At 60.2% G+C, this 12,900-nt stretch carries 9 protein-coding genes; 7 read left to right on the top strand and 2 right to left on the bottom strand.

Features of this window, described 5'->3' with window-relative positions:
- Positions 1-12 precede the first annotated feature (12 nt).
- Entirely contained in the window at positions 13-483 is a 471-nt protein-coding gene (locus tag LG661_RS13145; RefSeq protein WP_230532357.1) for a DUF494 domain-containing protein, read from the top strand.
- Positions 484-538: 55 nt separating this feature from the next.
- Here the strand turns inward: LG661_RS13145 and LG661_RS13150 are convergent, their stop codons facing one another.
- Complete coding sequence (locus LG661_RS13150) at positions 539-1,279, bottom strand: hypothetical protein (RefSeq protein ID WP_230532358.1); 741 nt, start codon at positions 1,277-1,279, stop codon at positions 539-541.
- 345 nt (positions 1,280-1,624) lie between these two features.
- Between LG661_RS13150 and LG661_RS13155 the strand changes: the two genes are divergently transcribed.
- From LG661_RS13155 to LG661_RS13170, 4 genes are all read left to right on the top strand, one after another.
- Positions 1,625-1,921: a hypothetical protein gene (locus LG661_RS13155; protein WP_230532359.1), complete on the top strand. Its 297-nt coding sequence runs from the start codon at positions 1,625-1,627 to the stop codon at positions 1,919-1,921.
- 340 nt (positions 1,922-2,261) lie between these two features.
- Positions 2,262-4,766 carry a beta strand repeat-containing protein gene (locus LG661_RS13160; RefSeq protein WP_230532360.1) on the top strand — a complete coding sequence of 835 codons (2,505 nt, stop codon included), beginning with the start codon at positions 2,262-2,264 and terminating at the stop codon, positions 4,764-4,766.
- A gap of 30 nt (positions 4,767-4,796) precedes the next feature.
- Complete coding sequence (locus LG661_RS13165) at positions 4,797-6,635, top strand: type I secretion system permease/ATPase (RefSeq protein ID WP_230532361.1); 1,839 nt, start codon at positions 4,797-4,799, stop codon at positions 6,633-6,635.
- 179 nt (positions 6,636-6,814) lie between these two features.
- Complete coding sequence (locus LG661_RS13170; protein ID WP_230532362.1) at positions 6,815-8,074, top strand: HlyD family type I secretion periplasmic adaptor subunit; 1,260 nt, start codon at positions 6,815-6,817, stop codon at positions 8,072-8,074.
- Between the two features lie 21 nt (positions 8,075-8,095).
- Here LG661_RS13170 and LG661_RS13175 read toward each other — a convergent pair whose 3' ends face one another.
- Positions 8,096-10,327, bottom strand: a complete 2,232-nt coding sequence (locus LG661_RS13175) for a putative bifunctional diguanylate cyclase/phosphodiesterase (protein ID WP_230532363.1) — start codon at positions 10,325-10,327, stop codon at positions 8,096-8,098.
- A 502-nt stretch (positions 10,328-10,829) separates the two neighbouring features.
- Here LG661_RS13175 and LG661_RS13180 point away from each other — a divergent pair.
- A complete protein-coding gene (locus tag LG661_RS13180) occupies positions 10,830-11,627 on the top strand; it encodes a DUF1194 domain-containing protein (RefSeq protein ID WP_230532364.1) in 798 nt (265 codons plus the stop codon).
- A 174-nt stretch (positions 11,628-11,801) separates the two neighbouring features.
- Complete coding sequence (locus tag LG661_RS13185) at positions 11,802-12,842, top strand: SMP-30/gluconolactonase/LRE family protein (protein ID WP_230532365.1); 1,041 nt, start codon at positions 11,802-11,804, stop codon at positions 12,840-12,842.
- Positions 12,843-12,900: the final 58 nt, after the last annotated feature.

Genomic DNA, 12,900 nt, shown 5'->3' on the forward strand with positions numbered 1-12,900 from the left:
CGGATGAGCGCCATGATAGACGCAGGCAGCAATTTACTGGCAAGCGCGGCGGGGATAGTTCCCGGCACGGCACAATTCCTGATCACCGCCCCATGGCCGCTGATGGTAGCTCTTTTCGGCCTGCCGCCGGCTTTAGCAGCACTCTCGCGATCACGACTTCACACCTTCGCCGCGGCAATCATGAGCCTGCTGTCGCTTGTGCTCATGGCTCAGGCAAGCACCGGGAACCAGGATTACAGCTTAGCGATGATCGCCTATTGCGGCGCCGTTCTGGTGGCGCTGGGCAGCTACCTCGAAGCGCAAAGAGCAAGAGATACTTTAAGCCAGCGCCAGGAGCAGGATCGGCTACGCGAGGAAATACGAGCTTTCCTCAATGCTCTGGACCAGCGCACGCTGGTCATCGACAGACTGGCGGCCAACGACTCCAGCCCCCCTGCTCAGAATGCTGGCCACGGCCAGCCTGAAACCCGCACGAGCGCATAAGAGGTGAGAATGTCACTGAAGCGGCACTCGCGTTTTCCTCTAAGCCGGGCCTGTTTCAGCCGGCGGCCAGTAATGCGCTCATGTTGATGCTCGAGATCTGGTCTTCGACTGTAAAAGCATACAGATCGAGAGCAACGTAGCTGTCCTGTGCGTAGACGGTCAAATCAGTCTCGAAAATAGCAATATTTCCATCCCAGTCGTCCTCGCAGTCTTCGCTGAAATCACATGAACCGTCGACGGAGGCGGTGCTTGCCTCAAGCACCAACATGTCTTCCTCGGGGCCACCAGAGCTCTCCGCAATGGGAATCTGCAAGTCCTCAACTGCCACAGTGGAGAACGTCGGCTCCTCGACCGTTAACGCAAACATGCTCGATGTAGAGGTGGAGGTGGCAGAGGTCCCTGCTTCGTCCTGATTCACAAGCGTCGAGCCATAGTTCAACGATACGCTGTACTCGGCCCCTCCGATCAGGTCAGTCGAACTCGTTGCGGACGCATAGGCCTGATCTGGCGAAGTACTCGCTGCGCTTGCCGTGATCGAGCCCTGTGCCGAGTTCGTCGTTGCGCTGGTTGTAAGGCTGCCTTCTGCCGACAGAGCTGCGACCGTATCGTCCCCCACAGCAGTAGCATCCGCGTTGAGAGCCAGTGCCAGCTCATCCGTGCTGCCTTCGATAGACCCGGTCGATACATTGGCGAAGATATCATAAGTATCGGCAAGGGATGTCGCTTCTCCTGTCATAATGTCGGTTTCTGTCTCGATGACGCTCGCACTCAGGTTGAATCCGCGATTGATAGTCATGGCCGCTAACCTTCAGCTAAATGATAATTGGAGTGTAACAGTTGAGACTTTTCGATCTGCAGCGCAGAAGCAGTGCGACAACGCTCTGAAGTTTGAGCGCAATGTGTAGGCCTATCCTACACCCTTCGCCGCTTGAGATGCTTCTTCGCACCTCGCCAGAAGCAGCATATGTGCCCTGGAATAAAACCATAAGACGTAGATGCGAGTGCAGGTTCATCCCGAGAGCTGTTTGAGCAGGAGGCATACTTCGATAGGCGATTAGATCTTGTGAACCTTTGGGCCATCGAAGCGAAAGATCTACATTGTGGGTGTTGGAACGACCCAACACAGCATTTGGAGGACACAATGACCCTTCCTTGGCCCCCGTACGGCGGTAATGACGACTTCAACTGGGATCTCGACGTTACCTATGACTTTGAATCCTATGTCGACGTGGACTTCGACACCGAGGTGACCTACGACAGTGAACTGGATGTCGAAGCCGATATCTGCGTCGATGTCGATATCGACGGTAATCTCGCGGCATTTAATATCGACGTCCAGGCTGTGGGCGACGATGGCGCAACGGAAGTCAACCTTGCCGTTGTGACCACGGACGAATACTCGAGCATCGCGGTCACCGGCTACTCGGCCGTTGATTGATAAGCATCGTCGCCCATCTAACGGGCGTTCGTTGAAGCCTCGGGGCTTGCCCCGGGGCTTTTCTCATTGGCTAGGTATTCAAGCCGCAGCCGCAAGCCGGTACTCCCTGAGCGATCTACTCGGGTTGGCGAATTCCACTAGTTTCAAGAGATGCATTGCACGTGCAGTTCGGCTCTCAGCATAGAAGCCCCGCCTTTTGGTGATGGAAGGTGTAGGTTTGATGTGGATCATCTACACCCAAAGAAGGCTCACCGATAGCGTCGTAGATCGTAGCACCGGCCAGGTTCTAGAATAGCCTAAATTACCTGCTCAAGCCTGCAGGAAGCCAGGAGATCATGCGATGGCAAAGAGAACCTTCATCCGCAGCTTCACGTCGAAAATGGCGCCTAGCAACAGCTCCGGCAGCCAGAGCACGACGGGCAGTGAGGACCAGGTGGCTCCCTCACTCTCCCCTTCCCTGCTGGCCGCCCCAATAAATTACCAGGTTGCCGAGCAAACAAGTGGCAACGATACCTATGAGGTCACAACGAATGGGTCTTTTCATATAAAGGGCCTGGGCGGGAATGATACCCTCAGTGTTCGTGCAAATACATCGGGGTCAGACTTTCTCGACGGAGGTGATGGCAACGACCGGCTGACGGCCGCAGCAACTGACGACCAACTCGATGGAGGCAATGGAGCTGACACGCTCAATGGCGGTGCAGGGAACGACACGCTGATTGGCGGTGCAGGCGCCGATTCTCTCATTGGCGGCGATGGCATCGATACGGCAGACTATTCTGCCTCCAACGCTGCAGTCTTCATCACTCTTCCCTCGAACCCAAGTTTCACTGCACGTGGTAGCGGTGGCCACGCTACCGGCGATGTTCTCAGCGGCATAGAGAATATCACCGGCTCAAGCTACAATGACAATCTGACCGGCAACAGCCTAAGCAATCTCTTGATCGGCGGCATCGGCAACGATGTCGTGCGCGGTCTTGACGGAAACGATATCCTTTATGGAGACGCCGGCGACGCCGATGCCGAAGGTGGAAACGATGTCGTTGACGGCGGCAGTGGCAATGATACAGCCTTTGGCGGAGGCGGCAATGATACTCTCCTCGGCAGCTTCGGAGAAGATGCACTCTATGGGGGAGCCGGCAACGACTTCCTCAACGGTGCAAACGAGAATGATACGCTTGAGGGCGGTAGCGGCGACGACCAACTCTTCGGCGGCTTCGGGAATGACAGCCTGAATGGCGGCACCGGTAACGACACTCTCAATGGCGCATCGGGCCATGACCAGCTTCAGGGCGGCGACGGAGACGACGACCTCAATAGTGGCGATGGCGATGACGGCCTAGATGGCGGCATCGGAAGCGACACTCTCTTTGCAGGGGCAGGAAACGACATTCTCGATGGTGGCGAGGGAAATGACACGCTGAATGGTGGATCAGGAGCCGACCAGATCGATGGTGGCGCCGGGATCGACACAGCCGACTATTCCGGCGGTGGCGCCGCTGGCATCAATCTTCTGACGGGGGCGGTCTCTGGAGCAGCTGCAGGAGACGTGCTGAACAGCATAGAGAATCTAATTGGAAGTGCTGCCGATGATATTCTCGCCGGCGACAACAACAACAACATACTTGCTGGCGGAGGTGGCAATGACAGCCTCTACGGCGCTGGCGGCGATGACACGTTGGACGGCGGCGCGGGCGTGAACCGCCTTGAGGGCGGCGATGGCAATGACCTCCTGCGCACCGGTACAGATGGAGCGACGCTGATCGGAGGTTCTGGTACAGATACGGTTGACTACTCCGGTTTCTCAACCGGTGTGACCGTACTAGGGGTGACGGGCTCACCCGGAGTTTTAGCAAGGACTGACGGAGGAATTCTCTACGACGTTCTCGCCGAAATCGAGAACGTAATCGGCACAGAATTCGCCGATACCTTGACGGGCACTGACGCAAACAATCGTCTTGAAGGTCGCGGCGGCGACGATGCCATGCGAGGCGGTGCCGGAGCCGACGTTCTTGTAGGTGGGGAGGGAACAGATACGGCGCTCTATCTCGGCTCGGACGCTGGTGTCACGGTCAATCTGAACCTTGCCGGCCCCCAAAGCAGCGCAGGCGATGCTGCAGGAGACCAGCTCAGCACGATCGAGAACTTGGTTGGCTCCAGCTTTAGCGATCTCCTGATCGGCAATGGTATCGCGAACCGGTTCGACGGTGGAGCCGGCAATGACACTCTCCGTGGCGGGGCAGGTGCGGATGTTCTCATCGGCGGCGACGGGATTGACACGGTCGATTACTCTACATCATCGGGCGGCGTCACAGTGGCCCTTACATCCAACACGACTCCAGGCGCGGCCACGACCGGATCAGGCGGCGATGCTTCTGGCGACCTCATTGTAAACACGATCGAGAACATCATTGGCTCATCTCAAGCAGATACATTGGTTGGCAATGTCGGCAGCAATATTCTGACCAGCGGTGCTGGAAACGATACCATGCTGGGCGGCAGTGGCGCCGACACCCTTATTGCCAATGGGGCAACTGCTGGAGGCAGGCTGATTTATGGGGATGGCGTCAATGACGGCGGCACGAGAGGCATCGATACATACCGTATCCTTTCCGGCACAAACACCATCGCCGACTACCAGCAGAGTGAGGATGTCCAGCTCGCAAGCAACTATCTTGGGTACGGCTTGATCCAGCAGAGCAATGGCCTATTCCTCTTGAGGATAGTCGGAGATGGTTATGATCTCCGCATCAGTCTCGGCACAAATATCCTTTCAAATGCACAAGGGGTCGCAGGCTATATTCTAAACAACGATATCATAGTCGACCCTGATCTCATCGCTTAGCTCCCTTACGATAGCCTTGGAGGCAGTGGAATGGCGTTGAAACCGGCTAAGGCGCAACGACGGCGCACCACGGATCTTCAGCAGGCGCTTGCCGCCTGCCGCTCGACAGTGTGGATACTGGCGGGCTTCAGCCTGACCATCAACCTGCTGATGCTCACCTCCCCGCTCTACATGCTCCAGGTGTATGACAGGGTTCTGACATCGGGCCGACTCGAGACCCTCATGTTGATCACTCTGCTGGCAGCAGCATCCTTGCTGCTGCTGGCCTGCATCGATACCCTGCGCTCGACCGTGACCGTGCGGATGAGCATCTGGTTCAATGATCGCCTTGGGCCGGTCGTCCTTGAGAACAGCATTCGCGCGAAGCTCCACGGCGACGGGTCTGGTGCACAGAGTTTGCGCGATCTCTCGCAGATCCAGAGCTTCGTGTCCTCTCCAGGATTGACGGTTTTCTTCGACGCCCCTTGGACACCGGTCTTTATCCTGCTGATCTGGCTTCTGCACCCGTTGCTCGGAATCATGGCGGCGGTCTCGGCCATTCTGCTCTTCGGTCTGAGCTTCGCCAACGAATACGTCACCCGAAAGCCGACGCTCACAAGCAACCTGGCGCAGATCGCCGCCACGCAGCAGGCGGAGGCCACGATCCGCAATGCGGAGGTCGTGCGCGCCATGGGTATGCTGCCGATGCTCACAGACAGGTGGCGGAAGAACAACATGGCCGCCCTGAAGGCAACCCAGCGCGCCGCTGAGCGGGGCGGTATTCTGGTTGGACTGACGAAGTTCTTCCGCCTTTTCGTGCAGGTCGCCATTCTGGGGCTTGGAGCCACCCTGGTCCTGCAAGGTGAGGTCTCGAGTGGAGCGATGATTGCCTCCTCCATTCTTCTCTCGCGCGCCCTCGCCCCGGTGGAACTCGCCATGACCTCATGGCGGCACTTCGGCGGCGCCCGGATCGCTTACGGGCGTCTCAAGGCGCGGTTACAGGCTCTTCCACCCGAGATCGAGCGCACCCGGCTGCCTTCGCCTGTCGGCCACCTCACGATCGAGCAGGTGAGCTACGCCCCTGCCAATTCGAAAAGTCCTGTCCTGCAGAGCGTATCCTTCGAGGCGAGGCCTGGGGAGGCGGTTGCGGTGATCGGGCCCTCCGCCAGCGGTAAGAGCACCCTATGCCGCCTGTTGGTCGGGATCACCTCTCCGAGCGCAGGAAAGATCCGGCTTGATGGCTCCGAACTGGGACATTGGGATCCCGATCAGCTCGGTCAGCATATCGGCTATCTCCCACAGGACGTGGAGCTCTTTGCCGGCACGGTGGCTGAGAACATTGCGCGGTTCGATCCGGGGGCCAATGACTCCGCGATCATCGCTGCCGCTACCTTGGCGCATGCTCATGAGATGATCCAGCAACTGCCCGAGGGGTATGAAACCCAGATCGGCGACGGAGGCACGCGCCTGTCGGGCGGGCAGCGCCAGCGTATCGGCCTGGCCCGTGCCGTCTACGCAAACCCAAAGCTGATCATCCTCGATGAGCCGAACGCCAATCTGGATCAAGTTGGCGAGGCGGCCCTTGCCGCAGCTATCAGCGAGCTGAAGCAGCAGGGTGCGACCCTCATCATTGTCGGCCACCGTCCATCGACTCTGGCTCAGGCGAGCAAGATCCTTCTGCTGCGCGATGGAAGGGTCGATCTCTTCGGACCGCGCGATGAAGTGCTGCAGCGCATGCGTGAGGCGAGCACGGGCGGAAAGCACCAGGCGGTTCCTATCCACAAGCCGTCGGTGGTCGCCCGCCACGGGGCTCACGTCGGGAACGCGCCTGCGTCGTTTGCAGTAACGGAAACGACCGCATCCATGAGAGCCGAAGCCGGAGCGTCGTAGGCGATCCGACATTCTCAATTTCCAATCGCCAGGCAAACGCCGCCATTCGCTAAGACAGGTGACGGATGAGCACAGGACAGACCCTCACGGAATTCAGGGGCGGGACAGCGGAGCCACGGCGCTACACGCTTTCAGACGACGCTTCCGCGCTGCAGGACAGCATTCGCAAGCCCGTTCGGATGGCCATCGCGCTCAGCGTCATCTTCCTTGGCGGGTTTACGGCCTGGGGGACGCTGGCGCCGCTTGCCGGAGGCGCGGTTGCTCCCGGCATCATCAGCCCGGACGGGAGCAAGAAAACGGTCCAGCACCTGGAAGGCGGCATTATCGGAAAGCTGCTCGTTCGCGATGGCGACGTCGTGCAACTCGGGCAACCGCTGCTGGTCCTCGAAAACATTCAGCCCAAGGCGACACACGACATGCTGGTGTCGCAGTATCGCACCTTACTGGTGACCAGACTCCGACTGGAGGCTGAACAGGCCAACAGCGAACGTCTCAACGTTCCCTCCGAATTACAGGGAGAAGCGAGGGATGCGAGCCTTGCGCTGATCATCCAAACGCAGCGGGACCTGTTCCGTGCCCGGCGCGAGACGCACGTTTCGCGGAAGCGCGTCCTTGCCCAGCGCATAGAGCAACTCAACGAACAGATTGCAGGCTTCGAAGCCCAGGTCGCGAGCGCCTCCCGCCAGCTCGAACTCATCGGGGAAGAGCTTGAGGGCAAGGAAGTATTGCGGCGCAAGCAGATCGTGACGAAACCTGAGATCCTCCGCCTGCAGCGGATGCAGGCGGAAATCGACGGAAAACGCGGCGAGTATCTGGCAGCCATCGCTCAAGCCAAACAGCAGATCGGAGAGGCCGATCTGGAGCTGCTCTCGCTCGATGCCGAGCGGGCGGATCAGATCGCGACCCAGCTCGTTCAGGTCAGGACAGAGCTGGCCTCCGTCCGCGAACGGCTTTCAGCCAGCGAGGACGTCCTCAAGCGGACAGTCATCACGTCCCCGGCCAGCGGCACGGTCGTCAGCCTGCAGTTCAAAACGGAAGGCGGCATCGTGCGCCAAGGCGAGGCGATCCTCGACATCGTGCCGTCCGAGGATGCGCTGCTGATCGATGCACGGGTATCGCCGACCGACATCGACGTGGTTCATGCGGGGCTGTCGGCGCAGGTTCACCTCTCCGCATTCTCCAGCCGCGGCCTGCCCCGTATTCAGGGCGTGGTGCGCTCGGTATCCGCCGACCGGATCGTAGATGAGCAGACGCACCAATCCTACTATCTCGCTCGCATCGAGGTGGATCGCGACGAGTTGCGCCGCATCGACCCTCACATCGAGCTGATCGCGGGCATGCCGGCCGAGGCGCTGGTGGTCACCAGCGAGCGCACCATGTTCCAGTACTTGCTCGAGCCGTTCCTCGAAACCTTCAGGCGCAGCTTCCGGGAGGCGTGACAGCAGCCGCTTCGGGCGGACTTACGCCGGTGACGGCCTCATGTTGAAGGCTCTGCCGCCTGTCTCACGCAGGTTTGCAAGGAGGCTGGAAACCTGCTCCTCCGGCAAGGCGCGCGAGAACAGGAAGCCCTGCATCTCGCTGCAGCCTGCGGTCGAGAGGAAGCGCCTCTGATCTTCCGTCTCCACGCCCTCCGCAATCACGGTCAGCCCCATGGCCTGGCAGAGCGAGACGATGGAGCTCACGATAGCGGCGGTCTCGTTTTCCCCTTCCAGGTGCTGCACGAAGGACTGGTCGATCTTGACCTTGTCCACCTCGAAGCGGCGGAGATAGCTGAGGCTGGAATAGCCTGTCCCGAAGTCGTCCAGGGCGATCTTGAAGCCTGCCTTGCGCAGGATTCTCAGGGCCGTGTGGGAGAGTTCATCGTCGTTGAGCAGAAGGCTCTCGGTAATCTCGATTTCGATCCTGCGAGGATCGACGCCGTTGTCGCGAACGATTTCGATGAGGCGCTCCGCAAACCCGCTCGTGCGGAACTGAACGGGAGACAGATTGACCGCAATCGAGAGGTCCGGCCAGCGCTTCGAGGCCAGACAGGCCTGCTGCAGGACCCATTCGCCCAGCTGGTTGATCAATCCGGTTTCCTCGGCGACTGCGATGAACCGACTGGGCTCGATCAGACCGTGCGCTGGATGCTGCCACCTGACGAGCGCCTCCAGTCCGATGACGGTCGGCCCGCTCATATCGACCTGCGGCTGATAGAAAACCCTCAGCTCGTCGCCATTGGCAATGGCGGCCCGCAGCTCATCCTCGACGATGCTCCGCAGCTTGACCGTTTCATCCATTTCGGCCGTAAAAATGCGACAGGCGTCCCTGCCCTCTGCCTTGGCCCGGTAGAGCGCGATATCCGCCTTGCGCATGAGGTCGACGCGTTCAAGCCCCGCATCCGGCGCAATGGCGACGCCGATACTGACGCCGACGAAAATCTGATGGCCGAGCACCTGGAAGGGCTGGCGTACGGTTTCGAGGATGCGGGTGCACAGAGCTTCCGCGTCGTCGTTACCGTCGATCTCGGCTTGCACGATCGCGAACTCGTCTCCTCCGAGGCGGGCCAGGAAGTCGGTGGACGGCAGGACGTCCGACAGCCGTCCGGCAAGCTCCTTGACGACATCGTCTCCGGCCTGATGCCCCAGGGTGTCGTTGATGTTCTTGAACCGGTCGAGATCAAGCATCAGCACGGCAGTCTTCTTGCCGCGCCGCGTGCGGATCAGGGCCTGATCCAGTTTCTCATCGAGCATGGCGCGGTTCGGCAGCCCGGTCAGGACATCGTGGAAGGCAAGATAGTGCGCCTGGGCCTCACTGGCGCGAAGCTCGACGACGGCTCGCTGCAGCTTCGACATGGAACGCCTCAGCGATCGGACGAGCCGAACGGTGAGCACCACCATGATCAGGCAGGCGACGGCTGCGCTCGGACCGACCACTTGCAGGATCTTCGAGCCAGGCAGTTCAGGGCGCCAGATGAAGTAGCCGATCAGACGCCCCGCATCCGATTTGAGCGGCACCGACACTTCCCCGGAGTGCGGTATGTCCTCACGGGAGAAGCGCAGGCTCTCGATCAGGTTCCGCCGTGCGATCTCATCGATGAAGCTCCCGTCGAGAAACCGAATGCTGACAAGCAGGAATTCGCTTCCGGGCGCTTGAGGAACATCGGTTGACTCGGGCACGATCTTCATTGCGCTGACTGCCGCCGGACGCCCCTGGAGCTCAAGGAGATGAGCATCATGAACGGCTTTTCCGGTCGTCAGATAGATCGGATCGTCAGGCCTATCCACATGATCGGCATGGGGAGAGCTTCGGTCTCCCCGCAGGCCCTGGAGCAGGCTTTCGAGGCCGGGCCGGACCCGATTGAACTCGCCGGGAGAGACACGGGCTTCATCGATGGTCGCGTCTATCGGCTCGTTCTGCGCATTCAGGATGTAGACCTGATCCTGGTCGAAAGTTCGGCTGAGCCAAATCCCCAGATTGGCATCCAGCCACTGCAGGTCGAGTGTAGGCTTGTTGAGCTGCAGGACGGCATCGTCCCAGACGGCAACCATCTCCTGCTGCTTGGCCAGCTCTCCCACGATGGCCTGGATGCTCCGCTCCGTCGTGCGGAGCTGGCGCTCGACCGAGACCTCGTCGCTTTGGCGGACCGCCCAGATGAGAGCGAAGGCCGCAATGGCTATGGCTGTCAGCGTGATTGAGGCAACGGGTAGCACGATCCTCGTGGCTGACCGCCAAGTCGGCGGGTCGGAAGAGTGGACCTGACGCAATTCTTTTGCCCCCCAGGCCTCCGCTCCAGTGGTTATGCCGTTCTTGTTGCTCTGCAAGAAAGCCACGCTTTCGGGATCGTGGACTTCCTACGGCTTCGGACCACCAAATGCTTCAGCGCATTCCCTGACTTGCAGCTCATTGCTGAGTCTGCATCATATAAAGTGCCTAGCTTACGAAATGATTGAAGATAAAGAGACACAAACGCACTCAGTAATTTTATGATGTAGTAATATTTCGCGGGACGTCTAGTGTTTGCCTCGTCAGGCAGCAACACTGCTTCGCTAGCTTGTGTGGCCAATTTGTCGGGCAACGGGTATCGTCCGGCAGCCACAGCGATGTGCCTTCTCACGGTTTGTTGTTGAAGCAGCACCACGTTCCCAGACCGGCGCGGCCTTGCCCCGCTGAAGGAGCGATCCAGGTCTAATTCGGTCGAGGATGGAGGCTGGAATGGGTCGAAAGCTTCACGGTTGCGTTGCTGTTCTGATTGCAGGGCTTCTCTGGCTGTCGCCCTCGAGCGCCAGGGCGGAAACGGAGGTCGATCTCGCTCTCGTCCTGGCCGTCGACGTCTCGCGCTCCATGGATCCGGAAGAGCAGGAGCTGCAGCGCGAGGGGTTCATCGAAGCTTTCCGCTCACCTCTCGTCCATGAAGCGATCCGCAACGGGATGCTGGGCCGCATCACGGTGACTTACGTGGAGTGGTCGGGAGTGGATCACCAGGCTGTCATCACCCCCTGGACCATCATCGACGGCCCCGAGAGCGCGGTTGCCTTCGCGGACGGTCTGGATCGCAGCCCCATCGGCCGCATCCGCCGCACCTCGATCTCTGGCGCCATCGACTTCGGCGTGAAGCTCCTGGAGGACACGGGCGTCGTTCCGATGAGGCGCGTGATCGATATTTCCGGAGACGGGCCCAACAGCAGCGGGCGCGGCGTGGTGCAGGCGCGGGATGAGGCAACCGCCCGCGGCATCACCATCAACGGCCTTCCCATCATGCTCAAACGCCCGAGCGGCTTCGGCGACATGGACAATCTCGATCACTATTACCGTGATTGCGTCATCGGCGGAGAGGGAGCCTTCCTCGTGCCTGTACGCGAGCGCCAGCAATTCGCCGAGGCGATCCGCTCGAAGATCATCCGGGAGATCGCAGGGTTGCCTTCCGAGCCGCTCGTCAGGAAAGTCCAGGCAGAAGAACCGGTGGACTGCATGGCCGGCGAGCGCCGCATCTACCAGTGGAACAGGAACTGAGAGGCACGCCTCTCGACGTAGACCACAGGACTACCCAATCCGGACCGGCGCCGGCCCATCGTGGTCCTGTCCCTCTATTGTCGCGCTTATCGATTGGTGAGATTCTTTCCGTGACGTGTCCAACGCGGAACCATGCCGGGGGCGAACAAGAAATCGCATCCCAGGGAGGATCTCATGAATTTGGATCGACGAAGCTTCATCGGCGGAATGAGCGTTCTGGCAGGCCTTGCCACCACCTCCGCGTCCGCCCAGATGATGCCGCGGTCGGAGCCGCCGAAACGCTATCCGGACGAAGCCTGGAAGGTGCTCGACGACCGCTTCCGCAAATACATGATCGGCAACACGCCGTTGCAGCGCCAGTGGACCGGCTCCCTCTGGGCGGAAGGCTCAGCCTGGAACGGCGTCGGCCGCTATGTGGTCTTCTCGGACATCCCCAACAACCGGCAGATGCGCTGGGACGAAGTGACAGGCGCCGTTACGCCTTTGCGCGTGACATCCAATTTCTCCAACGGCAATACCTTCGACTTCCAGGGCCGGCAGATCTCGTGCGAGCACTCGACGGCGCGGGTCGTGCGCTACAACTGGGAGGGCGAGCCGGAAGTATTGGCAGCATCCTATGACGGCAGGCCGCTGAACGCGCCGAATGATGCCGTGGTGCATCCGGCCGATGGCGGCATCATCTTCACGGATCCGGGATACGGCAGCCACTGGTGGTACGAGGGCAATGTCCGGGATCTCGAGCTGCCCACCAGCGTCTACCACATCGATGCGCAGTCCGGCGCGCTTACGAGACTGACGGACGAGATCTTCAAGCCCAACGGCCTCTGCTTCTCACCCGATTACCGAAAGCTCTACGTGGCCGATACCGCCGCCACCCATCACCCGGAGCCCGCCCGGATCCTTGTCTGGGATGTGCAGGAGAACGGCCGCAGGCTCACGAACCGGCAGGAATTCACCACCCTGGCCCAGGGCTTCCATGACGGCATCCGCGCCGATGTGGACGGCAATATCTGGGCCGCAACGGCCTTTGGCGGCGAAGGGATCGACGGCGTGCATATCTATGCGCCCGACGGCACCAAGATCGGCCAGATCCTCATGCCGGAAGGATGTGCGAACCTCACCTTCACCGGAAAGCAGCGCGACCGCCTGTTCATCTGCGGCAGCCAGTCCGTCTACACGCTCTACACCGCGGCCCGGGGAGCGCATCTCGCGTAATCCGGCAAGAGAAGCCCACAATCGGGATAGGGGGGAGCCTCGCGGTTCCACCCCTCCC

Source organism: Microvirga roseola, assembly GCF_020866965.1.
GTDB classification, from domain to species: domain Bacteria; phylum Pseudomonadota; class Alphaproteobacteria; order Rhizobiales; family Beijerinckiaceae; genus Microvirga; species Microvirga roseola.